This is a genomic window from Alteromonas sp. Mac1 (assembly GCF_001562125.1).
In the GTDB taxonomy this organism is placed as follows: Bacteria; Pseudomonadota; Gammaproteobacteria; order Enterobacterales; family Alteromonadaceae; genus Alteromonas; species Alteromonas stellipolaris.
The window spans coordinates 458,195-484,542 of record NZ_CP013932.1 but is presented as its reverse complement, the minus strand read 5'-3'; the positions used below and the strand labels follow the sequence as shown (position 1 = coordinate 484,542).

Below are 26,348 nucleotides of genomic sequence, written 5' to 3'. Positions count from 1 at the left end.
TTTAACCATGGCGAACAATGAAACAAGTGTGTATTAATAACCCGCTGCTTGTCCATCTTTTCGGCTTTCAGAAGCCCCAAAGTAAACGTTTCGCTTATCGTCCCACATTATGGCTTGATAGCCCCCAAAAGCGCCAACAACACGCTGCAATGTGTGACCCCGCTCCATTAACTCTCGCTGCACTGTTTCATCGAAGCCAGATTCAAGGCTGATATAACCGCCATCACGCATCAACTTACCCGTTGGGGTACTAGAACCACTATGTAAAATACGCGGCGCATCCCCAGCTTCTTGTAAATTCATACCAAAATCGAGCATGTTCACGATAATTTGCGCATGCATTTGAGGCTGTGTGCCTCCGCCCATAACGCCAAAGCTTAAAAACGGCGCACCATTACGAGTAACAAATGCTGGGATAATTGTATGAAATGGGCGCTTTTCAGGCTTAAGTTCGTTGAAATGCCCTTCTTCTAGGGTAAACATTTCACCGCGATTTTGTAGCACAAAACCAAGCCCTGGTGGTGTCATACCTGATCCCATACCGCGATAATTACTTTGAATGAGCGATACCATATTACCGTCTTTATCGGCCACCGTTAAATAAACTGTATCACCATCGTAAATACCAGCATCTACACGCTCTGCGGCTTTATCGTTATTTATAAGTTGCTGGCGTTTAGTGGCGTAATCTTTGGAAATTAACCACTCAACGGGAATGTCATTAAATGCGGGATCAGCATAAAATTTTGCGCGATCTTCAAACGCTAACTTTTTGGCCTCTACGAAGGTATGGATATACTCGGCAGAATTGAAGCCCATGCCTTCAATGTCATAGCGCTCTAATACATTGAGTATTTGTAATGCCGCAATGCCCTGTCCATTAGGGGGAAGTTCCCATACATCGTAGCCACGATAATTCGCCGATACCGGCTCTACCCACTCTGACGTATGCGATGCTAAATCGGCATAAGAAAGATAGCCACCTTGGGATTTCATATAGGCATCAATATTTTGCGCAATGTCTCCCTTATAAAAAGCATCTCGCCCACCGGTTGCAATTTTTTCATAGGTTACCGCAAGACCAGGGTTCTTAAATACATCCCCTTTTTTTGGGACTTTTCCGTTGATAAGAAACGTTTCTGCAAAACCATCGTAATGACCAATTCTGTCATTGTTCATTGCTAAATAATAAGCAACCAATTCAGAAACAGGAAAGCCGTTCTTGGCATATTCAATGGCCGGCGTAAGCAAAGCCGTCATAGGTAATTTGCCAAACTTTTCATGTAGCATAAACCAGCCATCTACTGCACCAGGCACAGACACAGGAAGTGGGCCGAATTTAGGTATTTGAGCTAAACCTCTATCGTTAAATACTTGTTTAGTCAGTAGCTTTGGAGAACGACCCGATGCGTTCAACCCTATTAACTTATTTTCTTTAGCATCCCATACCATCGCGAATAGATCGCCGCCCACACCTGCTCCTGTGGGTTCAACAAGCCCCAGCATAGCGTTTGCAGCAATGGCAGCATCTACGGCGCTTCCGCCGCGTTTAAGCACGTCAAGAGCTACTTGGGTTGCAAGCGGTTGGCTTGTTGCGGCCATACCATGTTGAGCAATAACTTCTGAACGACTCGCAAAAGGCGCGCCGGTAACTCTATCGTACCCATAAGCCATTTGACTGACACACAGTAGTAACAAACATCGCAACAGCATGATTTATTATCCTAATAAGAGAACAAACCTAATTTAGCATTATTGCTAACTAAGTAAATTATCAATAGTTTAGCGTTATTTTTAACTTTATGAAAAACGAAAAAAGCCCCGCAGATGCGGGGCTTAAGATTGGTGATACAGGCATTATCGTTATTATAAGTAATTTTGCCTGTTCAGACTTCCTTACGTACGGCCGTTGGTGAAGTCAGGATAAGCTTCCAGACCACATTCACTCATATCAACACCGTCGAATTCTTCTTCTTCAGTTACACGAACACCAATGACGGCTTTAATCGCTAACCAAACAACTAGGCTTACTACAAACACCCAAACAAAGATGGTAGCAGCACCAATTAACTGACCAACAATGCTTGAACCGTCGTTAGTGAATGGAACAAGGATAAGACCAAGTAGACCAACAACACCGTGAACAGAGATAGCACCTACTGGATCATCAATTTTAAGTTTATCTAACGCTACAATGCTTAGCACTACTAAGATACCACCTAGGCCACCGAACAAGGTTGCTTGAAGTGGAGTAGGAGTAGATGGCTCAGCAGTAATAGCAACCAAACCAGCTAGTGCACCGTTAAGAGCCATAGTTAAGTCAGCTTTGCCGAACATAATGCGCGCTAAGATAAGCGCTGCAATACAACCACCTGCAGCTGCTGCGTTAGTGTTCATAAATACAATAGCTACTGCGTTTGCACTTTCAACTGTTGCAGTAGCTAGTACTGAACCACCGTTAAAGCCGAACCAACCCATCCATAAAATGAATGTACCAAGCGTAGCAAGTGGAAGGTTTGCACCTGGAATAGCGTTAACTTTACCGTCAGCAGTATATTTGCCTTTACGAGCGCCAAGTACCAATACACCAGCTAATGCTGCGGCAGCACCTGCCATGTGAACAATACCAGAACCTGCAAAGTCAGAGAAACCTAGGTCGCCAAGGGTGTACATACCAAATACAGCTTCACCGCCCCAAGTCCAAGCACCTTCCATAGGATAGATGAAACCAGTCATTACAACCGCAAACGCTAAGAAAGCCCAAAGCTTCATACGCTCAGCCACTGCACCAGAAACAATAGACATTGCCGTTGCAACGAATACTACTTGGAAGAAGAAATCAGCAGAAGGTGCATAAGTTGCTGCATCTTCAGCAACACCAGTTGCGCCGTCACCCATAATTCCACCTAGGAACGGGCTCCACTCGCCGCCACCATACATGATGCCGTAGCCGCAAATCATATACATGGTGCTAGCAATGGCAAATAACGCGATATTTTTAGTTAGAATTTCTGTCGTGTTTTTAGCGCGTACCAAGCCAGCTTCTAGCATGGCGAAACCTGCCGCCATCCACATAACTAGTGCACCGCAGATTAAGAAGTAAAAGGTATCTAATGCATACCCGAGTTCAAATGTAATTTCCATTATGCTTTTCTCCGCAAATTAATCGTTTTGGCTTACAACGCGTCTGTGTCTGACTCGCCAGTTCGAATACGTACGGCTTGTTCAAGGTCGTAAACAAATACCTTACCGTCACCAATCTTGCCAGTCTTGGCTGCGCCAACGATGGCTTCTACCAAGCGATCTACCTGGTCGTCCTGAACGGCAATTTCCAGTTTGACTTTAGGCAAGAAATCCACTTGATATTCCGCGCCGCGGTAAAGTTCAGTGTGTCCTTTTTGACGTCCGAAACCTTTCACTTCGGTAACGGTTAAACCGTCAATTCCGATTTCTGAAATGGCTTCACGAACATCATCTAGCTTGAACGGCTTGATGATCGCTGTGACTAGTTTCATGAGTTGCTCCCAGTTTTTGTAATGGTTGTTTTGCACATTTCGTGTCTTGTACAGGGAAGTAAACCAAGAGATGTGCCACAAATAATTAGCATTTAAAAACAACATGTTAACTAAAACACGATGCATTTTGTTTACATTTATCGCACCACGGCGGTGCATCGCGCCATCAATGCCCAATTTTGGAGCGTCGTGAGTTAAATTAACTGAAAATAGCGATGAAATTAGGATGGAACTAATTAGTGACGTTGCGGGTCAGTTAGTAGATATGACAATTATCACACCTATCATAGAGCCTGAGTATTTGCGTGGGTATGTGCCTGAACGAGCGCAGGTTTTTAATGCGAGTAGTAAGGGGAAGCTAGCAAAAGGCTTACTTATCTCAACCCTTGTACACCTGATTGGGTTAGTAATAGTGATCTTCTCTACTACGTTCGAAAGCGGTGTGACATCAGCACATAAACCTGCTCCCATTAGTGCGACCTTGTATTTCCCCAAAGTCAGTGTAAATAAAACCATTGCTGAGGCACCTGCATCCACAGAAATCACGCCTCCCGTTAATGAAACCAAAGCGCAAGAACGCCCTTTGGAAAAAGTGATCGAAACTACCGAGCGGCCAAAAGTGGCAGAGACTCAGCCAGTAAAAGTTAAACCTACTGAAGCTACACCTACTGAAGCTAAACCCACAGAAACTAAAGAAGACAAGGCTGCACCAACAGAAGCACCCGCGCCTACTATTTCCAATGCCCGAGCCACTATCAACTCCACAACGAGGAACCAGCAAGCTGGCACTTTAAACTTGTCTCCACGGGCCAGTGCCTCGCAATTTTTTAATCGAAGAGAGCAAGAAGAAATTGCTGAGGAAGGCTTAAGAGCGGCTGAAGCACATAGGCAGAAAATAGAAAGCCCAGACCTTGTTGATACGCGAAAAGGCGAAGAGGATAGAAGCTACTATGAAAGGCCGGTGAAAAAAGTAAATTGTTCTGGCACTACTAACAAAGCGCTTACCGTTTTAAGTGGTTTGGCGGGCGGTACACTTGAATGTAGTAAGGGCAGCGACTACGACCGCTTTATTGAGGCTCGCGTCACTAAAGAACCTGTGAAAGACTAGCCGCTTAGACTCTAAGGCCTTTTGAGTTCTTTTAATTAATTAAACTCTTGCCGCTTGGCGAAGACGACGCTTCATAATAAGCGCAGGTACAGCATTGCTAATTAGCGCGCCAATCATAATAAGCACTATTGCCATTGAAATGGCGGCAGACAGTGTACTTATTCCAAACAAAAATAACGCAATACTGGAAATGACAGGTGTGGCAAAGCTTAAGCTCGCTAATAATTGCCGATTACCAAATTTGAGCCCAATGTCCCATAAGTAAAAGGCGCCTCCTACAGGCCCAAGCCCTAATAGTATTGCACTTACCCAGGCGTAAAATGAAAGATCCCAGTGACTCGACTCTAGGGTTAGGTGGGAACCCAGCGCTAGTACTGCCACGGCAATGGATATCCAGCCAATGTCTTCAACATCGCTCTTTGTACCAGCCATAAACCACGAATAGCCTGACCAGATTAAGGCGCAGATTAATGCCAGCCCGTAGCCCAAAGTGTATTCGCTATTAAACTGAATACTTTCACCACCTGTGACTAAAATTCCGCAACCAATAAACCCCAGTACGCCTCCTATCACCGCAAACACTCGTTGGTGCGCGTTTGCCACAGCAATACCGAGCAGCAACGGCCAAAGGTAGGCAATAAGGCTTGCTTCAATGGGCGGTGCGTAGCGAAGAGCTAGGAAATAACAAAAGTGGAACCCAAATAAACCACAGGTAGCCACTATCCATTGGGTGAGTGTTAATTTAGGTAATGTAAATAATGGCTCTCGCTTAATTAATCGCTTTAAAAAAAGCAATAACGCAGAAACTGAAAAGCAGATAAAAAGTAACTGAAAAGGCGGCACTGACGATGCGTAAACGCCCAATACTGCTAAGACGCCCCACGAAATAATGGCTACAAGCCCTATAAACGTTGCCATTGCTTTCTCATTGTTAAAATTGAAGAAGACCTAAGCATACCCCTAATTGCATATTCATTCTGTGCAGGAAAGACGGCATGATTGGTTTGAAAGCCTGATTTTCTGTTGAGCTTTGCTGTGTTAATAAATGTTTTGGTTTCACATATTTTGTTGTCAAATACTGCGCTAATGAAAGGTGCTGATTAAAGTTAGTTACCTGGCTATCTTAGTGGCAATCTTCGTAGCTATCGGCGTTTGAAGTGTGTAGGCGGCATGCCCACATGTTGTTTAAACCGACGGGTAAACGCCGACACATCGTCATACCCCACGTTTACAGCCACCGCAATAATAGGCATATCTGTGTTGCTCAGTAAGGCCCGTGCTTTTTCCATACGCACTTTAATCAGGTATTCCCTTAGCCCTATCCCCGTACTTGCTATGAAGCGCTTTTTAAATTGTGTTGCTCCCACACAGGCAATATTAGCAAGCGACGCTATGGTGTGAGGATAAGCGACATCTTGGTGAATGCAAGAGAGCACGGGAGTAATACGCTTATCAGTGACAACACCACGTTGCTGCTGGGCTAGAAGAGTTGAGAACAATCTTATCATGGCGTCATTTTCATCATCAGTTATATGATGCGTTAGCTGCACTTCCACGTACGCTAAAAACGCCTGCATGGGTGTGCTTATTCGAAAAGTGGGAGCGCCGCCAGTCAATAAGGAGCCGTTAGCTGGCAGAGAGCCGTTAGCGGGTGAAGAGCCTTCAGCTGATCTATAACCATCTGCAATATTACTCGGCACTGTGTGTAAATCCGCTACAATAAATTTCGCCTGCTCATCAGCAGTAAAACCATGTATGAACCCAGGTGCTATACAAATCCCCTCTCCTACTCCTACGCTCCCACTGAAAGTATCAAGCGCAATATCAATATGTCCGTTAAGTGGCAATACTAACTGGTAATAGTCATGAGCATGCTTGCACATAGTGCGGGTATAGGAACGAATAGATAATGACGGCTTCACGTTACCTCACAGTCATACATAGCGTTTTAAGCTTACGAGCCACGTTTAAAAGAAACTAGGGCAGAAAAACTCAATGTATTAAAAATTTGCGAATACTTTTTATACCTTAACATTGCCAAGCTATGACAGTGCAACGTATGCTGCATTTTTGGCTTTTTAAAGGAATGTGATGTGGCCGCTGCGAACTTATTAGCCCTTCTCGATGATATCGCGACATTAATGGATGACATTGCTGTTATGTCGAAAGTGGCAGCAAAGAAAACTGCTGGTGTTTTGGGTGATGATTTGGCGCTTAACGCTAACCAAGTACAGGGGGTGAAAGCAGACAGAGAATTACCCGTTGTGTGGGCCGTGGCAAAAGGCTCATTGCTGAACAAAGTTATCTTGGTTCCTGCCGCTTTGCTTATTAGCGCTTTTGTGCCTTCGTTGATCACCGTACTTCTTGTGCTCGGTGGGCTGTATTTGTGCTTTGAAGGGGCTGAAAAGCTGCTTCATAAATACTTACCTCATGATGATGAGTCAGCAGAACGTGAAGCGAGAATAAACGCCTTAGCTGATGAAAAAGTAGATATGGTCGCGTTTGAAAAAGAGAAGATTAAAGGCGCCATTCGTACTGACTTCATTCTTTCTGCGGAAATTATTGTTATTGCGCTAGGTAGTGTAACAGATGCGACTTTTACCACCCAAGTAGGTGTATTGGTGGCCCTTAGCATTGCCATTACATTAGGGGTTTATGGGCTGGTTGCTGGTATTGTTAAGATGGATGATGTAGGGCTGTATTTACTGCGTAAATCACTCACGGGCACCATGAATAGCCTTCGACGCTTCTTGGGCCGCGCACTATTAATTGCTGCGCCTATTTTAATGAAAACCCTTGCGGTAGTCGGTACTATTGCCATGTTTTTGGTGGGCGGCGGCATTCTTACCCACAATATTGGTTTTCTGCATCACGCGGCAGTGTGGTTTAGCGAACTCGCGCCATCTATCTTCACGGTAATGGCTATCATTGCTGATGGGCTTGCGGGCCTAATAGCAGGCGCTATTTTAGCAGTCACCTTCACCTTGGTCTCTCGCTTACGTAAAAACTAAATAGTTTGCTTAAGGAGCAGAGTCACCGCTCCTTAAGCTTATTTCGCCCACTAGTAAACTACTTAGCTTGTTCATATTATTTGATTTACTACTTCCCAGGTTACTTTTCATTTCCCACTAGCCCAACGTTAGTCATTTTGACCAAAACATATTTATAAAATAACCAAATATTAGTTATTTCATTTATTTTGACGACCTACCTGAAAATCATTAAAAATAAAACCACATAAAAATCAATTGGTTAATGCATCCTTAAAAGATGGCACAACCCTCGCTATAAACTAATTGTTAATTGATAACGACTTAATAAATAACTGCCAAGCAGTCCGATTTAGTGCAGTGACTAACTTTTATTCATAGGAGATGAACCATGTTTACTAACAAAAAATTACTTACTGCGCTGATTCTAAGTACTGCATTTACTGCCACCACAGTGATGGCTGATGAACCAACAAGTAACTTAATATCGCAAACCGATTATTTAGTGGCTAACGCAATGGCTGAGGTAAAACAAGATATGACAATAGGTATCACTTACGACGTATTAACGGCCAGTCATACTTTTGAACCGGATGCGGCAGAAGCCAGCACGTTAGTTGCAATTGCAGATATTACGATTACGCCAATGAAAAGTGACGAGTTTCAAAACGATAACGACGCGTAAGGAGGCAGGTATGCTAACCGCGAGCGCTTTATTTATGTTGGTCTTAGCACCCGTAGCAGCATTTGCACTTAGCGCTGTAGTGTTTTCAACAGCGCGTTACATGCTAGACCAGTTTTAGACCCAATTTTAAAGTTTAGCCTACTCCCTGGGGCTTTGCAGGAGGCAATAAAAAGCATATTGAGTTGGATGCTTTTTACTGCCTACCTGTTTTTTTATCCAAATATTCTTTCCCACCAGCTTTTCTTTTCGCCCTCTTTTTCTCCATCAGGCTTCACCGCTTTACCAGAACAATCTTGTTGCGCTGGCGGCAATACATCTAGAATAGCAGGTACACTCATGCTGCCCGTACATCCGGCAATCACAACCGCACCGGTCTTGGCATCAAAGTGCGCAATACCCAATCCTTCAGGAAAGCGGCGAGATAAAGACTTGGGTGACTGAGACTTCATATAATTAATAAAGACAGGTAATGCACCACTAGCACCGGTTAAATTTACTGGCAGGTTATCATCATTTCCTACCCACACAGTAACCACATTGTTACGATCAAAGCCGCTAAACCAACTATCACGGTAATCATCGGTAGTACCGGTTTTACCTGCCATATTCACGTTACCGAAGTTCGCGCCGACTTGTTTTGCCGTCCCTTCTACAGTGACTTTATACAAGGCGTAATTTAGTAGGTAAGTAGCGGCTTCGTCGGTTCGCTGGGCGTAGAATTCAGCTTTTTTCCACAACAGTGCATTGTCGGCAGTGACAACGGAACTTACCGTATGCAGAGGCACATAGCGCCCACCGTTTGATAGCGTTTGGTACATTTGGTTAGTCACAAACGGCGTTAACTCAACCGCCCCTAACGTAAGTGAAGGCACTAAATTAACCTGAGAGGTAACGCCTAGTCGCGCAATAGTGTCAGCAATAACATCAAGCCCCACTTGCATGCCTAAATTAACAGTAGGCACATTCAAAGATTCAACCAATCCTTGAATAAGCGGCACCTGTCCTCTAAATTCTTTATCGTAATTTAACGGAGACCATTGCTGCCCATTGCGGCTTTCTAGCGTAATAGGCTGATCTTCCAGAGGCGTGGCTAAATTAAATCGAGTTGGGTCTTCAAGGGCCGATAAATACACCGCAGGTTTAATCAATGAACCGATTGGACGCTTGGCTCCCAACGCTCGGTTAAACCCTTTAAATGAATAATCTTTACCACCCACTATCGCTCGCACTTCGCCTTTCGCACTGTCGGTGACAACCATCGCGCCTTGAAGAGGATTTTTTCTATTCGCTTGTAAACTTGAAATCGTACCCGAGAGGGCTTTTTCAGCCCTGCGCTGGGCCACGATATCTAAGGTGGTAAACACTTTTACACCCGAGTCACGCAAGCTTGAGTCGGCTAGAATATCTGCAAGCTCTCGTCGCACCTGCTCCATAAATGCAGGGTGTTTGCCGCTGGCTAAACTCGCGCCACTAGCCAAACCTAACGGCATATTTATCGCCCGCTCATACTGGCTGCGGTCGATTTCATTTTCGTCAAATAGCATACGCAACACCAAGTCTCGGCGCTCTTTAACACGCTCGGGATGTTTACGTGGATTATAATAAGAAGGGCCTTTTATAATAGCCACAAGCGTAGCAATTTCAGTTGTGCTCAATTCATTCGCTGGCCGGTCGAAATAGAAATAACTCGCCAGCCCGAAACCGTGCACCGCCATGTCACCATTTTGCCCCAAGAAGACTTCGTTTAAGTAAGCTTGAATGATTTCCGACTTAGAATATCTGGCATCTATGATCACCGCCATAATAGCTTCTTTCGCTTTACGCACAATTGAGCGCTCGCGGGTTAGAAACATATTTTTGACTAATTGCTGGGTAAGCGTGCTACCACCTTGTACGGTTCTGCCCGCCGCAATATTAGCTAACAGCGCCCGCAATATGGATAAAGGCGCCACACCATGGTGATTATAAAAGTTGCGATCTTCAACCAAGGTTAGCGCTTTTGGCAGCATGTCGGGGATAGTGTCCAGTGTGACCAACATTCTGTCTTCCTGACTACCACTTACCATGCGCGTAACTAACCATGGTTCAAGCTTGATAGTGCCAAAAGGACGAGTTTGGGTTCTATCCTGAATTAGGCTAATTCGACTGCCTTGCCACGTGATCTCTATATGACGAAGTCCTTCCGCTCCTTCTGGGAAGTGAAAAGCCCGGCGCTGAATATTTAAGATACCATTTCGATAACTGTATTCACCGCTACTATCTGCTTCATTAACTTTGCGGTATCCCAACAAGGTTAATTCATCAATCACTTCTGTGGGGGTAATTTCTTGCCCTTTACTAAGCGCTAAAGGACGGGCGAAAATCTGTGCGGGGACTTCCCATTTGTTGCCTGAAAATTCATGTTTAATCTGCGCATCTAAATAAAAAGCATAGGCACCCAGTACCACTACGCCTATCAAAAATACGCGTAAGAAAAGTTTCATTATTGAAAAAGATTTAGGTTTAGATGCTGCTTTAGTCTGTTTTTTTGCCACTTTTTTTGCCACTGAGAATGCCATGATATGAAGCTGAAAAAATTGTGCAGTTTTCTACACATAATTTCCAGCGAATGCTGAAGAATTTTGTAGCAGCATATCAACATCTGCGTGCTGCACACTCTGAAGTTAGCGAACACTACCACTGCTCCCCCTCGGCAACAACTACAAAAATAGCACCACCTTAAAATCAATCGTTTCAATGATGCCACCCGTAGTAATGTTGAATGCTTACACTCAAGGAAAAATTATGACATCTGAAAACAGGGCGAGTTCTATTGCCAATATGGAAGGGTTACAATCGGCTATCGTAGCGGGAGAAACGGACAGAGTGAAAGAGTTACTGGAAGGGCGTTCGTTAGATGAACTCCAAAAAGGATATTTAATCGAGCTTGCTGAATTAAATAATGATGGCGAAATCATTGAAATTCTAAAACAAGCGCCAACGGCATAACTTCACATGGTAAATTTACGTGTAATTGCCTCTTGTCGGCCATAAACCTTAGGGCATCATTGAATTATACTCGCGTTTTACAGTCACATTGAGATAGCATGTGTGCTCGCAATACAGGAATTGAATTATGGGTTTTAAGGGTAAAGGGAAGCAGTGGGTTACTGCAGTATCAATGATGTCAGCACTGCTTTCAGGGCTTTGCAGCACTTCTGCAATGGCCGATGAGGCGTTTTCCATGTGTACCACTGAACTAGCTAACAAAGCACTTGAGCAAGGTGTGAGTCAAGAAACTGTTGATGCCATTTTCCCCACATTAGCATACCAAGCACGTGTTATTGAGCTTGATAGAAGCCAACCAGAATTCGTTCAAACCTTTCCAGGCTATTTTAGCAAACGTGTAACCGATTGGCGCACGAACAAAGGCCAGGAAATGTACGAAAAGCACAAGGACTTGCTGCACAAATTAAGTGACAAGTACGGTGTGCCGCCACACTATTTGCTAGCGTTTTGGGGTCTTGAAACTAACTTTGGTAATTACAAAGGCAAAATGCCCGTTCTCGATTCGTTAGCCACGCTTGCTTGCGATCCCCGTAGAAGTAGATACTTCACGCAAGAGCTTTTAGTGGCAGTGAAGTTATTTGAGCGTGAGTCACTTACCCGTGAAGAAATGGTCGGTTCTTGGGCTGGAGCCATGGGTCATACTCAATTTATGCCATCGGCTTATACCCATTACGCGGTAGACGGCGACAATGACGGTCAAATTAACTTATGGAACAGTGAAGAAGATGCCCTAACCTCTGCGGCCAACTTTCTTGCGAGTTTAGGTTGGCAACGAGGTTTTCGTTGGGGCCGTGAAGTGCAGCTTCCAGAAAATTTTGACTATCAACTCTCTGGGTATAAAAACCGCCGTACCATTGCTCAGTGGAATGAACTTGGCGTGAGGCAAGCCGATGCAAGCCCGTTGGGTGAAGACGACACCGAAGCGTATGTGGTAGTGCCTGCAGGTCATGCCGGCCCAGCTTTTGTGGGTTACCAAAACTTTCGCGTGATCATGCGTTGGAATAATTCAGAGTTTTACGCCATTGCCGTAGGCGTGTTAGCCGATAGAATTTCAGGGGCATCCGGTATTGTTGCTCCCCTTCCTGACTTACCGGCTTACAGCCGAAACGATATTATTGGTCTCCAGAAAAAACTGAACGACCGCGGCTTCGATGTTGGCACCCCGGATGGGATCATTGGCCCTGCCACCCGTGAAGGTATTCGCAACTATCAAATTGCAAATGATATGATTGCTGATGGCTTTCCTGGCCTAAATGTCATGCAATCGTTGGATTTAGTCGACAAGAGTGCCTAATGCCATTTCGATTAAATAGTTTACTGCTTTAACCCATCGCCTTTTTTGTTCTGGCGGTGGGTGTCGCGGTGGCCGGTTCATCTGGCCAAAAGTGCTTGGGGTATCGCCCCTTCATTTCTTTCTGAATCGCTAAATAACTCCCCGTCCAAAAGCCTGCTAAATCTTTGGTGGTTTGCAATGGTCGCCCAGCAGGCGATAATAATTCGCAAACAATATTTATTTTGCCATCGGCTACGGTAAGCGGAGCAGTTTGGCTATACATCTCTTGCATTCTAACTGCTAACACTACGTCACCATTATCGCGATACTCAAGTGTGGCATCTCGCCCTGTGGGTATTGGCAAATGAGTAGGTAATAATGAAGCTAGGGCATCTTGTTGCGGCCAGCTCAGTGCATTATTTAGTGTGTTCTTCCATGGCAATTTTTGTAGTTTCGTCAAAGATTCACATCGACTTAAAGGCTCAATTAATGCCTCTTTTGCGCTGTGCATTAATGCCGGCAAAGACTGTGGCCATGGGTCTGGCTTATCGAACGCTTGCGGCTGAGGTAAATTAAACGAGGCTGCCAATTTAAGTCTATTCCACCATTGCCAGTCGCCAGAAGTTAGTGGCCACTCACTTACTGGGATATTCTCTAAATATTCAAACCAAGCATGAGCAGTCTGTTTTTTCCAAAAGCTATTACCTTGTTGCTTTTCTTGCCCTGACACAGGCTCACTGGCTAAGTCGATAGCATGAAAACCGGTAATCACCCGTGCTTCCATTGCCTTTTTTACCACGTTGAAGCGTACTTGTTTTTTATGAGTAAACTCATCTGGGAACACGGCGCGAAGCAGCGCTTCATCAATAGGCTGGGCTAACCTGAATTTCACCGTATTTCCGGTTTGCTGACCATGTAAAACTGCCAACCACTGAGGGGAAGAATGCTGCTCTAACTCACCGCCCTTGCCACTGGCGAGCTTATATCCGCTTTGTTTAAATTTACCTTGTGTAGCTCCTTGTCCTTTTTGTTTTCCATTTAGCCCTTCGCTAACCTTGTCAGAAGCTAGACCGCGATAGAACGCCACCCGCTGAGGAAAGGCAATAGCAATACAAAGCGCCAATGCGTCTTCATCTATTCCGTTAATGTCCAAATCGTTCTGGTTAACACCAACATATTTAGCATATTTAGATGCTTGCTGATGAAGCTGCTTGCGCGTTTGACCATCAAGATTCAACAACGCATCAATAACATAAGTTTGTGTAAACTGCCCACCTAGGTTTTCGGCCAATGCCACTACGATGGGCGCAACACATTTAAGTTTCCTTTGCATTGCTGGCGCTACCCCTTGCACACCTTGCTCGCAGCGTACTAATAAATTCGCCAAATTCGGATGACACGGTATGTTAGACAGTGTTCGGCCATAAGGGGTTATTATTTGGCTGTCATCAAGGGTTCTAAGGGCATTAATGGCGATTAAATTATGACTAGCCACTTTTAACTGCGCAGTGCTTGGCTGGGTTAACATTGCCAACGATGAGGGTGTAGCGCCCCATTGCAGCGCATCTAGCAATAAGGACGACACATCTTCTCGCAATACCTGCGGGGCATTATGTTGCGCCATACGCTCAAAACTGCTCTGGTTGCATAGCCGGTAGCAATCACCTTCGCTAACTCGCCCTGCTCGCCCCGCCCGCTGAATAGCCGAAGCGCGGGATATACGCTGCTGCATTAACTGGGTAAAGCCACTGGAAGGATTATATTGCGCTTGGTTCTCCCACATGCTGTCTACCACCACTTTAACCCCTTCTATGGTTAAACTAGTTTCGGCAATATTGGTGGCAAGAATAATCTTACGTCGCCCTTGTGGGTCCGGGTTGATAGCGGCTTGTTGGGCGTCTTTGCCCATCGCGCCAAAAAGTGAGTGCAATGCCACATCATATTTATCTACCAACGCGGAGAGTCGTTGTGCTACGCCTCGAATGGCCCCGCTTCCTGGCAAGAAGACCAGTACATCACCTTGATGCTGAGAAAACACTCGCGTCGTCATTTCAGCGGTAGCGCTAACCACATCATGGGCGAGCACATCTTTGCTGTAATGCATATTAACGGGGAAAGTTCGCCCTTCTGCATTGAGGTTAATTACAGGCACGGCACCGTGTTTATCTATTAATGCAGTCAGCGGCTCTACATCAAGGGTGGCTGACATTACCACTAGGCGGAGATCTTCCCGCAAGCCCCCTTGCACATCGAGTGCTAAGGCTAAACCGAAGTCGCTATGAATACTGCGCTCATGAAATTCATCAAATACAATGGCCGATACCCCAGTCAGTTCAGGGTCTGACTGAATCATTCTGGCGAGTATACCTTCGGTAATGAGTTCGAGGCGGGTGTTCTTTCCTACCTTGCTTTCACCTTTAATTCGGTAACCTACTGTGTCGCCCACGTTTTCATTGAGTATGCCTGCCAGGTAATTCGCCAAATTCCTTACGACTACGCGGCGAGGCTGCATCAACAACACTTTGCCCTGTGGTATCGCGCTTAATAGAGAAAGTGGGAGTACCGTCGACTTACCTGCACCCGGCGGTGCACCTATGATAAGGTTGTTTTCGCCGATTGCGGTGTTAACGGGTTCAATAAGCTGGGCGGCGGGTAAATGTAATAACGGCTGTAACATAAAGGTTTGCAATACCTAGATAAACTTCTCACACTATTGTACTTGAATTTACCTTTAGCAGAAGTTCTGCATTACGTTAACGCAAGCACAGCGAAATAGAGACACCTGACGATATGTCCATTGGGGTTGAAATCATTTTCTATTAACTAGGCCGTTTTGAGCTAATTACACGTAGATAGAGGAGTGAGTATGCGTTGTTTCATTGGTTTAGATTTACATTCAACAGAAAAGTTAGCCCTCGATAGTTGGCGGCAACAAGCCCTCCCAGAGGTGACAGCCCGCAACATGTTCACTCTTTCTGAGGGCCGAGCCCAAAATGAAGGTAGAGGAAAAAAAGGTAAAGAGAGCAAAGGTAAAAGGCGTGACGCAGGCGCATCCCAACCTTATGCGGTAAACGCAGCCAATTACCATATGACCTTAAGTTTTCTTGGCCATATTACTCACCGTCAGCATGAGGCGTTAGTCGCTGAACTCGATACGCTAGTACATTCGCCATTCTCCCTAACGTTAGACACTACCGGTATTTGGAACGGCCCAAAGATTCTCTTCGCCGCACCAGAGTCACCGCCAGCAGAACTTATGGCATTAGCTAAATCGACTCGTAAAGCCGCGAGAGCCGCGGCAATAGAGGTAGATGGCAAAGGGTTTGCGCCCCATGTCACTGTTATTCGAAAAGCCACGGTGGCGCTACCTGTACCTTTGTATACACCACATGTAGAGATGCACGCCTCGGCATTTCACCTGTTCGAATCTGTCTCAACCCCCCAAGGGGTTACGTACCCCATTAGGCAAAGTTGGAATTTAAGGCACAATATGTCGGTGCGTGAAAAGCTACGCCGAGGAATTAATGATGAGTAGTTCGTTAACTGCCATTCATCGAGTGATATTATTTATAGCAAAATAGCCTATTTCAGTTAGGCTTTTTCACCCTAAAAGCCTTTACTTCACTGGCGTAGCTGGGTAAAAAGGGGGTCTTATTTAGTGAGACTTCAATTTCATGCAACAAACGTTTCGATTAGTAATAGATTGCCCTGACCAAATTGGCTTAGTTGCCAGTGTTTCTCAGTTTTTAGCTAACCATGGTGCCACCATTGTTGAAGCTAACCATCACACCGATTTACAAACCGGTAGATTCTTTATGCGCCACGAAATTGGTGCCGATTCTATTGGGTTAGATTACGACAGCTTTTTAGCAGAATTTGCGCCTTTGGCTAACGAATTCCAAATGAATTGGAAGCTCTCTGATTCAGGCAAGAAGCAGCGCGTTGCCTTATTAGGTAGCGTGGAATCTCACTGTATGGTTGATTTACTGCATCGCTGGCACACCGGTGAGCTTGATTGCGATATCCCGTGCATTATTGGTAACCACCCGCAAATGAAACAATTTGCCGATTGGTACAAGGTGCCGTTTCACTGGGTAGACTTTAAAGCACTCGGTAAAGAGGCTGCGTTTGCGCAAATCTCAACCCTGTTGGAAGAATATAAAATCGACCTGACAGTACTTGCTCGTTTCATGCAAATCTTGCCAGATACGCTATGCCAACAACTCCAAGGCAAAGCAATTAACATTCACCATAGCTTTTTGCCGAGCTTTGCAGGGGCTAAGCCTTACCAACAGGCTTACGACCGCGGCGTTAAGTTAATTGGAGCAACCTGCCATTACGTCACGAAAGACTTAGACGAAGGCCCTATTATTGAGCAAAGCGTTAAGCGTATTAGTCACAGCGACAGCGCGGTTGATATGGTAAGAAAAGGCAAAGACTGCGAAGTAACCGCTCTTGCCCATGGCGTTCGTTATCATTTAGAAGACCGCGTAATTATTCATCGCAATAAAACCGTGGTATTTGCGTAAGACACCGTTTTACAGATACGGCAATGTGATAAACAAAAAAGCCAGACGAGAGTGACTCGTCTGGCTTTTTATTGTGGTGCAAACTTGGCCGCCTATTTAACGTTATACCGACAGTGCGGCAATTTTCCTGCGTAACTTAACGTAATACCACGCATTTGAAATAGCGAATAAGGCTTCAGTAATTGCCAGCCCCCATGTTTGAGTAGCCACACCGTATACCGTAAAGTTTACCGAGCCAATTATCATACAAATACGCAGTCCTGCTTCTTTGCAGTGTAACTCGCCAAAGCGATACACCATAAAAGTCAGTACTGGCATTAGCTCTAGTAACCCAGTCTTCCCCGTAAGGGTATTAATACTTGCCACAAGCACCGTCATTAATGCCAAAATGATGTAAGTAGCATACGCGGGTAGTAGCTTTTGGGTAACGACACGATAGGTAGTACTCAACCCCGCCACCATAATCACTACTACCCCGCCCCACGCTTGCTCGAAGGCAAGTAAACTGGCGAGTGCCGCACACAGCCCTAAATTCAATAATAGGAGCTTACGCTCTGTATTGGACCAAAACGATCCAACAGCAAACAATACAGGGATTGTATGAAGCAATAATTCAAACACGCCAATGCTCCTTCATCGATAACAAGTGAGGCAAAAAAATCAGTTATTTAATGGCGCGAAGTGTAGTGATTAGCCTAAAACTTTCAATGGTTTTTTTAGGCTTTTCGATGAGTGTCATCTAGGCGCTATTACTCGCATTCTCGTTGGTCTAGCGGCTTAATACGTTAAGAGACATTTAAGTTAGTTTTACAATGGCATAGTATTGAATGTGTGTGATTTTAATTAGCACTTCAATCGGTGAAATTGATTTGCTTTACTAGGGTATGTAAACCTTTACTGTAGAAGTTTTGGTCTTAATGGAAGCGTATTAATCGTAAAGCTATCCAGCAGCCTAAATCAAAGGTCAACACACCCTCACGTCAAGAAACAACAAAAGAAAACATAACCATAATAAGACAGGAAAAAATAATGGGAAAATTTAAAACGTCACTTACCGCCATGGCGGTAGTGGTTGCACTTAGTGCTTGTTCTGAGCAAAAAGCCCCTCAGACAACTTCCGTAGACACTACTGAAGCAGCCGCAACAAAAACTCAGCAGTTCGACAATGTACTCCTTCAAGAATTTAAAGGCCCGTACGGCGGCGTTCCCGCTTTCGATAAAATGAAACTGGAAGACCTAAAGCCTGCCCTTGAAAAAGCAATGGAACTCAATCTTAAAGAGATTGATGCGATTGCGAATAACCCTGAGCCACCTACGTTTGAAAACGTTATTGTGGAGATGGAACGTTCAGGAAGCGAGCTTAGCCGCGTATTTCGTTACTACGGCATTTGGAGTGCGAATAAATCAAGCCCTGAATTTCGTGCTATTCAAGTAGAAATGTCGCCCAAGTTGTCAGCATTTTCTACCAAAATCACCCAGAACGAAAAGTTGTTTGAACGTGTTAAAGCGGTTTATGAGTCAGATGAACTATCGACATTAACCGAAGAAGAACAGCGTATTGCCTGGATGACCTACAACGAATTCGCACGCAATGGCGCCACCTTAGACAGTGAAGCGAAAAAGCGCTATGCCGCAATCAACGAAGAGTTAGCTACCCTATATACGTCGTTTTCAAATAACGTACTGGCGGATGAAGAAAACTACGTAACGTATATTACTGAAGACCAACTAGGTGGCTTACCTGAGTCTTTCGTAAAAGGTGCGAAATCTGCTGCCCAAAGCCGTGGTGAGACGGATAAATATGCGATTACTAATACCCGTTCATCTATGGATCCTTTCCTAACGTACTCTACGAACCGTGAGTTACGTGAAAAAGTATGGAACACATACTACAGCCGTGGCGACAACGCAGATGAGTTTGATAACAACGAAACCATTAAACGCATTCTCACATTGCGTGATGAGCGCGTAGAACTACTTGGGTATGAAAACTATGCTCAGTGGCGTTTAGAAGATCGTATGGCGAAGAACCCTGAAAACGCTATGGATCTAATGATGAAGGTTTGGCCAGCAGCCATTGCCCGGGTTGAGCAAGAAGTGGCCGATATGCAAGCAATTGCTGATGCTGAAGGCGCCGATATCACTATTGAGCCTTGGGATTATCGATTCTATGCAGAAAAAGTTCGTCAAGAAAAATACGATTTAGACTCTAATGAAGTGAAACAATACCTTCAGTTAGATAAATTGCGTGACGCTATGTTCTACGTAGCGGGTCGTTTGTTTAACTTCAACTTTACGCCTGTAGAAGAAGGCAAAGTACCGGTATTCCACGAAGACGTTAAAGTTTGGGAAGTGACCGACAAAGACTCTGGTGAACACATTGGTTTGTGGTACTTAGATCCGTTCTCACGCAAAGGTAAGCGCTCGGGCGCATGGGCAACGACCTATCGCTCATCAACAACCTTCGATGGTAAAAAGACAGTGCTATCTTCTAACAACTCTAATTTCGTTAAAGGGGCTGAGGGCGAACCCACACTCATCTCATTTGATGATGCAGAAACCTATTTCCACGAATTTGGTCATGCACTGCATTTCTTATCTGCTGACGTGAAATACCCTTCTTCGCACTCGGGTGTACGTGATTACACTGAGTTCCAGTCGCAACTGTTAGAGCGCTGGTTAACCACCGACGAAGTCATTAATCAGTTCTTAGTACATTATGAAACGGGTGAACCTATCCCTGCTGAACTTGTTGCTAAGATTAAAAAGGCATCAACCTTTAACGAGGGTTTCAAAACCACTGAGTATATGGCCTCTGCCATTATGGATTTGAAGTACCATACTACTGATCCAGCTAATATTGAGCCAGATACCTTTGAACGTGAAGAGCTTACAAAACTCGGTATGCCTGAAGAGATTGTTATGCGTCACCGCACACCTCACTTTGGTCACGTGTTCTCGGGTGAAGGTTATGCCGCAGCCTATTACGGCTATATGTGGGCAGAGGTACTGACGGCTGATGCATCAGAAGCCTTTATGGAAGCACCGGGTGGATTTTACGACAAAGAAGTGGGCGATCGCTTAGTGAAGTACCTCTTTTCAGTTCGTAATGCGATGGACCCAGCAGAAGCCTATCGCAAATTCCGCGGCCGCGATGCCAAAGTTGACGCATTAATGCGCGACCGAGGCTTTCCTATCCTTGAAGATAAAAGCGAAGATTAATCGCTAAACCGCTCTAAAGAAGCCGCGATATTGAAAAATTCATCTCATTTCGCGGCTTTTTCTTGACCTTTCGGTCAATTTAACCTCAAAATCATCTTGTCGGCTTTTATACGTCGAAAGTATAATAATTCGCGATAGTCAGCCGATATAAATACAATAATAAAAAAACTAGTGCGCACTACCTCTCCTCGTGTTTCATGAAGTGATTAATAACCTGCAACTAAGCAGCTACGTAGACGCTAACAGTAATAACCCAACGCCCAAGACGTGACTGTGCCTGCAGTGCAGCGTCGTTATTTCAGCAGTCAAAATATGGTCGGAAGTTATGACTTTGAGTATTAAACAAAAACTGATTATTTCACTAATGGTGGCCGTTTTGGCAGCCTCTATCTTGGTAGGTTCAATTAGCCAATGGATAGCCCGAGACTTAGTAAAAGAGAACATGGAGCAGCTTCAGCTTCCTTCACTGTTGAAGCAAATAGGTAATCAGGTAGACAGAGAAGCCAGTGTGATGCTTTCTGTTGCCCATGGCATAGCATCCAACCCTGACATATTAGCTTGGTCGGCAGCAGGCGCTGATAGTTCCGGTGAAAGGCGACTTATCGCTTATCTGAACGACATCGTGAATTTCAACGACTTAACTGTTGCCTCTTTCGTCGATAGAAAAACCACCAAGTATTGGAACCAAGACGGTTTTTTACGAGTGCTGAAAAACGATGAATTCGACGGCTGGTTTTTCGCTTACCGTGATAGTGGTACGCCAATTTCACTTAGCTTGTATAACGAACCTGGCCAAGGTTATAGATTGTTCGCAAACTTCCAACAAACCGCAGGCCGCGGTATGTCTGGTGTCGCGAAGTCAGTGGACGAGTTACTAGACATTATTAACGCGGTAAAAATTGCCCAAACCGGTTTTGTGTATTTGGTTGATGGCGAAGGCACTATTATTGCTCACCCTGACACTAGCCTGTTGGGAAAATCCAAACTGAGCGCGATAAGTGGCGCAGATGCGTCGCGGTCTTTACTGCAACAGCGTGACTTTGCGATGGCAACCAGTGAAGTAAATTCAAATGACGTCCTTTTTGCTAGTACGTATGTAGAAAAATCCGGTTGGTACGTGGTTGCCCAAGTACCAGAACAAGAACTTTATGCCTCGTTAAATGCCGGCAGTCGACAAATCATTTTATGGTCTATTGCTATTGCGGGCTTGTTTGCGTTGCTTGGTATTTGGCTGGCATCATCTCTTACAAAACCTATCGAATCACTGGCTGATATTTTCCAGCAACTTGGAAAAGGGCAAGGCGATTTACGTTCAAGAATTGACGTACCAGAACAAAAAGAAACCGCTCGACTGGTTGAAGGCTTCAATAGCTTTATTGACCACCTTCACAGCACAATTGCATCGGTAGCGAAAACTAGCCAAGCCCTAAAAGCCTCAGCTCAAGAAGTAGCCAGCCAATCGCAGCAAAATGAACGCTCTACTCGTAGTCAGCGTGACCAAACCATTCAGGCGGCAACAGCGTTAACTGAAATGGGGAGCACCGTAACCGAGGTCGCACAGTCTGCTACTTACGCGGCGCAAAATGCGAATCGAGCCACTGAAAGCTCGCAAGAAGGCCGACTATTTACGCAAAAAGCGGTGCACGCAATATCAAATCTTTCTACCCAAGTAGAAAGCGTGTCTGAGGTTATTCAGTCCCTTGATGAGCACACTGCGGCTATTGGCGGCATACTTGATACTATTCGTAGTATTTCAGAGCAAACTAACTTGCTTGCGTTGAATGCCGCTATAGAAGCCGCTCGGGCTGGCGATCATGGAAGAGGCTTCTCAGTTGTAGCCGATGAAGTTCGCACTCTTGCTCAGCGTGCAGCTGTCGCCACCGATGAAATTCAGATTAAGATTGATAAGTTCCAGCTAGACTCCAAAACGGCAGTTTCTCAAATGCAAGATAGTAAAGCACAAACCAGAGAAGTGGTTGGCGCTACCGATGATATCGATAAGCTGCTGCAGAAAATTGCTGAGGAAATTGTGCTGATTAACGATGTGAATACCCAAGTGGCCACCGCCACAGAACAACAAGCTACCGTCGTTGAAGATATTAGCCGGAGTATTAATGAGATAAGTTCATCGAGTGATGAAACCCTTAATGCCACACATGTGTTGGTAGGGGTTAGCGAGAAGCTAGACGAATTAGCCAACGAACTGGCTCAAGAAGTAAGTCAGTTTAAATTATAAAACGATAAATGCTATTGGCGTTAAAATGCGATGGCGTATTGAAGTTTTACTTGGTTGTCGTGGGCTTCGTTCCACGGCAACTGGATTGTTGCACTGTCCGACTTCCATGATTCTCTAGAAGCCGCAACCGTCAACGTGTGCCTTTCTTCCATTAACGGAACTTCAAAATACACACTTGCTGTAGTACTGGTAGGGAGTTGAATCACTTCAGCAACAGGAATGGAAATTTCATGTTCAGGACGAATTTTGTGGCTTAACCCAACCCGGTAACTTCCTTTATCCCACCAACTCACCACCTCAAATTCATGGCTTTTAACCCGCTGAGCGAGTACGCCGTAATCGAGTAAGCCTTTGTTATAGTGCACAATGGCTTCCACATTGAAGCGTTTAGTGAATTGCTGATTAATCACTAACTGATATTGCTTCTGCTTACAGCCTTTAAATCTAATTTTGTTTTTAGATAAGGCGATGGAAAAAGTATCATCCAAACTTACATATTCACTCAACCACTGTTCAGCATCTTCTATCGCTGAAGCAGATGCAGACATGGATACCCATGCACTTTGAAGCGCTGTAAGCATCACTATAAGCTGAGAGAATCTACGCATTAAACCGACCTAATATGCAAAAGCAGAGTAGGAACTTATATAACCACGAAGTATAAAGCGTGGGAATTAGCCATTATGCTAACTCCCTTTAAGTGATTAAAATGTAGACGAATTTATTTTTGAATGATTTTAACTTCGGTAAGAGATGCCTTGCGATGCCCAGCAGCTTCTTCTGAAAACCAGTAATTGCCGTTGTCATCAACACATACACCTTCTACTTGTTTATAAGCAGGTAACGGCCAGATATTAATAGGAACAAACTGACTATCAACCTGTGCAATGAAAGTATCAAAGTTACCAAAAGGGTCAGATTTATAGCCCACAATCACGTAAAGGTTTCGAGCGGCATCGTAATCGGCGCCAGTAATAACGCCTGGTAAACCTTCAATGTGCGCAAACGCGGTTAATGTTTGTGGTTGAGTAGACTCGTTAACTTCATACACCTTGGCTACGCCAGTACGCCAGCTTTTCGAGAACAAAATTAGCTTTCCGTTGGCATACACCATGGCCTCAGAATCAAAATCATGGGCATAAGGCATATTGCTATTTGGCTCGTTGCCTTCGTAGGTTACTGTCATCGTCACAATATCGTTAAGGTCGTTTTTATTAACCTTATAAATAGTAAGACTCTCACGACGGCCTTTGTTATTGCCAACATCCGCCACGTACCAATGAGTTGAACTTGCCGTAATGGCTTCCCAGTCGATATTGTCTAACGCCAGTCTATCGGTTTCGACCACCTTACCTTCATAAGATAAATGAAACAGTTCCGGCTTGTTGCCAGAGTCGTTCAAACTCACGAGTGTTGATGCATTACAAAACAGCCCCGACGTTTCTTCCAACACATCAGGAAGTACCGTTAACTCACCCACTGATATTTTTGTCTGAGCTTCAGGGTATGAAGCAGCACAACCAGAAAGTAGCGAGAGCGAAAAAAACGTAGCAACTGCTACAGGTAAAAATGAGTGATTAAGCAACGTTTATAGTCCGTTGATAAGGCGCTCTTTGGCGCGTAATAAATGAAATCTTAAAATACTACGCTTCCCCTTCCACGACAACGTTGAATATAAGCGAATTGATCCCTCATGGACTAAACTCTGTTTTAATTATATTGCGCTTATACGAAAGTCTCTGTCGGCATGTAGATAAGTTGCTATATGATGGAGCCGCATAACATTATAAGTATGGCTATACACTTAGCATTATAAAATAAGGGAACACGCATTGTCAGATCCACTCATGTCTTTGGTAGCAGTAGGCTTATTGTCGATTAGCTGCCAATACCTCGCGTACAAAGTTCGTTTACCTGCCATTTTGCCGCTTTTGATTGTAGGCATTGTGGTTGGCCCAGTATTTGGTGTGCTTAACGCTGATGCGCTTTTTGGCGACCTTTTATTTCCTGTTGTATCGCTTTCCGTTGCTATTATTCTGTTCGAGGGATCCCTTACCCTTAAGTTTGGCGATATTGCGGGCCATGGCAATATGGTACGTAACCTTTGTAGTGTGGGTGTATTAGTCACCTGGGTTATAGCCGCAGTGGCGGCCCATTACAGCCTAGACTTGTCGTGGCAACTCTCCTTTTTATTCGGTGCTATCGTGACGGTGACCGGCCCTACTGTGATTGTCCCTATGCTGCGTACGGTACGACCTAAATCTAACTTAGCGAGTATCTTACGGTGGGAAGGCATTGTTATCGACCCCATCGGCGCTCTGCTGGCCGTATTGGTATTTGAGTTTATTGTCGCCTCTCAAGGCAATGCGATTTCCCATACGTTTATCACCTTTGGCAAAACCATCGGGATTGGTTTCCTACTAGGGTTTAGTTCGGGTTACTTGCTAGGACTTTCTATTCGCAAAGATTGGATACCGCATTACTTATTAAATACCGCGGTTTTAACTATTATTCTTGGTGTGTTTGCTGCGTCAAATTATGTTGCACATGAATCTGGACTATTGGCGGTCACTATCACAGGTATGGTGCTAGCCAATATGAAGAACGTGGAAGTAGAAGACATTTTAGAGTTCAAAGAAACCTTGAGTGTACTGCTTATTTCTGGCTTGTTCATTTTACTTGCTACCCGTCTTAGCCTTCAATCTATTGCGGACATTGGTTGGGGAGCGCTTGTTGTACTTGGCGCAATCATGTTTATTGCACGCCCATTATCGGTAGCAGCATCTTCTATTGGCACAGGTCTTAAACTTAATGAGCTCGCCTTGTTGAGCTGGATTGCTCCTCGCGGAATTGTGGCCGCAGCCGTATCTGCATTGTTTTCTTTAAAGCTTGAGGAAATTGGCTACGAGGGTGCTGGTGTTATCGTGCCTATGGTCTTTCTTGTGATTATCGCGACTGTAGTGGTACAAAGCCTGACTTCTCGAAGTGTCGCTACGTTGCTTAAAGTAAGAGCCCCTGCCCCTACCGCTTACCTTATGTTCGGTGGTAGTAAGTTTAACCGTATGCTTGCTGATGAAATGATTAAACAAGAGCTAAGCGTTACCGTTGCAGATACCAACTGGGATGCCATTCGAGAAGCCCGAATGATGGATATTCCTGTATATTTTGGTAACCCTATGTCAGATCATGCAGCTCGTCATCTCGATATTGCCAGCTTTGGTACGGTGTTAATTATGTCGCCTTACAAACAACTTAACCCCCCCATTGCGTATCACTTTGAAAATACCATGGGCAAAGACAAAGTGTGGGCACTGACAAGTAACGAACAGTCCACCCGTCCAAGTCACCAAGTAAGCGAACAATACGCTAAACGTCTTACCTTATTCGATGAAGGTGTGACTTATGGCTATTTAGCCTCTGCAATTGCCCGCGATGCTAGCGTGAAAACCACACGACTGTCTGATGAGTTCACCTTCGCGCAGTACAATGAAAAGTATGGCGATAGAGCTACACCATTAATAGCCATAGATGTTGAAGGAAAAAGCTTCACGTTTGTGAATGGAAACAGCATTCACCCTAAAGCTGGGTGGCGAGTAATTAGTTTGATTTTACCTGAAGGTGAAGCGGTATAAGAAGATGCTAGCGGGTTAAGATGGCACCCTGCCTAAGCAGGGTGCATCTCCCTGGAGAACGCGTAATTCAGTGCTTCTTCGTGAGAAGCATAATTGTTTATATTTTACCG

General features: G+C 44.7%; 20 protein-coding genes. 10 read left to right on the top strand and 10 right to left on the bottom strand.

Going from position 1 to position 26,348, the window contains the following annotated elements; all coding sequences use genetic code 11:
• Nucleotides 1-33: 33 nt before the first annotated feature.
• From ggt to glnK, 3 genes are all read right to left on the bottom strand, one after another.
• Entirely contained in the window at nucleotides 34-1,713 is a 1,680-nt protein-coding gene (gene ggt, locus AV939_RS01960) for a gamma-glutamyltransferase (protein WP_057794422.1), read from the bottom strand.
• A 183-nt stretch (nucleotides 1,714-1,896) separates the two neighbouring features.
• A complete protein-coding gene (locus tag AV939_RS01955) occupies nucleotides 1,897-3,144 on the bottom strand; it encodes an ammonium transporter (protein WP_013785694.1) in 1,248 nt (415 codons plus the stop codon).
• A gap of 32 nt (nucleotides 3,145-3,176) precedes the next feature.
• Nucleotides 3,177-3,515 carry a P-II family nitrogen regulator gene (gene glnK / locus AV939_RS01950; RefSeq protein ID WP_013785695.1) on the bottom strand — a complete coding sequence of 113 codons (339 nt, stop codon included), beginning with the start codon at nucleotides 3,513-3,515 and terminating at the stop codon, nucleotides 3,177-3,179.
• 226 nt (nucleotides 3,516-3,741) lie between these two features.
• Between glnK and AV939_RS01945 the strand changes: the two genes are divergently transcribed.
• On the top strand, nucleotides 3,742-4,623 hold the full coding sequence (locus AV939_RS01945) for a hypothetical protein (protein WP_057794424.1): 882 nt from the start codon (nucleotides 3,742-3,744) through the stop codon (nucleotides 4,621-4,623).
• A 39-nt stretch (nucleotides 4,624-4,662) separates the two neighbouring features.
• On the opposite strand, the gene AV939_RS01940 is transcribed toward AV939_RS01945, so the two are convergent.
• A complete protein-coding gene (locus tag AV939_RS01940) occupies nucleotides 4,663-5,541 on the bottom strand; it encodes a DMT family transporter (RefSeq protein ID WP_061996901.1) in 879 nt (292 codons plus the stop codon).
• Nucleotides 5,542-5,765: 224 nt separating this feature from the next.
• The gene (locus tag AV939_RS01935; RefSeq protein ID WP_063456610.1) at nucleotides 5,766-6,545 is read right to left on the bottom strand and encodes an AraC family transcriptional regulator; all 780 of its coding nucleotides are present in this window, start codon (nucleotides 6,543-6,545) and stop codon (nucleotides 5,766-5,768) included.
• Between the two features lie 171 nt (nucleotides 6,546-6,716).
• Here AV939_RS01935 and AV939_RS01930 point away from each other — a divergent pair, with 171 nt between their 5' ends.
• Nucleotides 6,717-7,634, top strand: coding sequence for a DUF808 domain-containing protein (locus AV939_RS01930; RefSeq protein WP_061996900.1), 918 nt, complete (start codon nucleotides 6,717-6,719; stop codon nucleotides 7,632-7,634).
• A 370-nt stretch (nucleotides 7,635-8,004) separates the two neighbouring features.
• A complete protein-coding gene (locus tag AV939_RS01925; RefSeq protein ID WP_061996899.1) occupies nucleotides 8,005-8,298 on the top strand; it encodes a hypothetical protein in 294 nt (97 codons plus the stop codon).
• A 212-nt stretch (nucleotides 8,299-8,510) separates the two neighbouring features.
• On the opposite strand, the gene mrcB is transcribed toward AV939_RS01925, so the two are convergent.
• A complete protein-coding gene (gene mrcB, locus AV939_RS01920) occupies nucleotides 8,511-10,856 on the bottom strand; it encodes a penicillin-binding protein 1B (protein ID WP_167542078.1) in 2,346 nt (781 codons plus the stop codon).
• A 226-nt stretch (nucleotides 10,857-11,082) separates the two neighbouring features.
• Here mrcB and AV939_RS01915 point away from each other — a divergent pair, with 226 nt between their 5' ends.
• Together AV939_RS01915 and AV939_RS01910 are read left to right on the top strand one after the other, a co-directional pair.
• Nucleotides 11,083-11,286 (top strand): hypothetical protein, encoded by a 204-nt coding sequence (locus AV939_RS01915; RefSeq protein ID WP_057794432.1) that lies wholly within the window; start codon nucleotides 11,083-11,085, stop codon nucleotides 11,284-11,286.
• A 127-nt stretch (nucleotides 11,287-11,413) separates the two neighbouring features.
• The gene (locus tag AV939_RS01910) at nucleotides 11,414-12,640 is read left to right on the top strand and encodes a lytic murein transglycosylase (RefSeq protein WP_061996895.1); all 1,227 of its coding nucleotides are present in this window, start codon (nucleotides 11,414-11,416) and stop codon (nucleotides 12,638-12,640) included.
• 28 nt (nucleotides 12,641-12,668) lie between these two features.
• On the opposite strand, the gene hrpB is transcribed toward AV939_RS01910, so the two are convergent.
• Complete coding sequence (gene hrpB / locus AV939_RS01905; protein WP_061996894.1) at nucleotides 12,669-15,296, bottom strand: ATP-dependent helicase HrpB; 2,628 nt, start codon at nucleotides 15,294-15,296, stop codon at nucleotides 12,669-12,671.
• A 189-nt stretch (nucleotides 15,297-15,485) separates the two neighbouring features.
• Between hrpB and thpR the strand changes: the two genes are divergently transcribed.
• Complete coding sequence (gene thpR / locus AV939_RS01900) at nucleotides 15,486-16,154, top strand: RNA 2',3'-cyclic phosphodiesterase (protein ID WP_061996893.1); 669 nt, start codon at nucleotides 15,486-15,488, stop codon at nucleotides 16,152-16,154.
• Between the two features lie 139 nt (nucleotides 16,155-16,293).
• Entirely contained in the window at nucleotides 16,294-17,148 is an 855-nt protein-coding gene (gene purU / locus AV939_RS01895) for a formyltetrahydrofolate deformylase (protein WP_057794436.1), read from the top strand.
• Between the two features lie 102 nt (nucleotides 17,149-17,250).
• Here purU and AV939_RS01890 read toward each other — a convergent pair whose 3' ends face one another.
• Nucleotides 17,251-17,769, bottom strand: a complete 519-nt coding sequence (locus tag AV939_RS01890; protein WP_061996892.1) for a YgjV family protein — start codon at nucleotides 17,767-17,769, stop codon at nucleotides 17,251-17,253.
• Between the two features lie 408 nt (nucleotides 17,770-18,177).
• Here AV939_RS01890 and AV939_RS01885 point away from each other — a divergent pair, with 408 nt between their 5' ends.
• A complete protein-coding gene (locus tag AV939_RS01885) occupies nucleotides 18,178-20,370 on the top strand; it encodes a M3 family metallopeptidase (protein WP_061996890.1) in 2,193 nt (730 codons plus the stop codon).
• A 325-nt stretch (nucleotides 20,371-20,695) separates the two neighbouring features.
• Nucleotides 20,696-22,606: a methyl-accepting chemotaxis protein gene (locus tag AV939_RS01880; RefSeq protein WP_061996888.1), complete on the top strand. Its 1,911-nt coding sequence runs from the start codon at nucleotides 20,696-20,698 to the stop codon at nucleotides 22,604-22,606.
• A gap of 20 nt (nucleotides 22,607-22,626) precedes the next feature.
• Here AV939_RS01880 and AV939_RS01875 read toward each other — a convergent pair whose 3' ends face one another.
• Both AV939_RS01875 and AV939_RS01870 read right to left on the bottom strand, forming a co-directional pair.
• Nucleotides 22,627-23,214, bottom strand: a complete 588-nt coding sequence (locus AV939_RS01875) for a hypothetical protein (RefSeq protein WP_061996886.1) — start codon at nucleotides 23,212-23,214, stop codon at nucleotides 22,627-22,629.
• A gap of 113 nt (nucleotides 23,215-23,327) precedes the next feature.
• Nucleotides 23,328-24,191, bottom strand: coding sequence for a hypothetical protein (locus AV939_RS01870; RefSeq protein ID WP_061996884.1), 864 nt, complete (start codon nucleotides 24,189-24,191; stop codon nucleotides 23,328-23,330).
• 247 nt (nucleotides 24,192-24,438) lie between these two features.
• Between AV939_RS01870 and AV939_RS01865 the strand changes: the two genes are divergently transcribed.
• Nucleotides 24,439-26,238, top strand: a complete 1,800-nt coding sequence (locus tag AV939_RS01865) for a cation:proton antiporter (RefSeq protein WP_057794448.1) — start codon at nucleotides 24,439-24,441, stop codon at nucleotides 26,236-26,238.
• The last annotated feature ends 110 nt before the right edge of the window (nucleotides 26,239-26,348 follow it).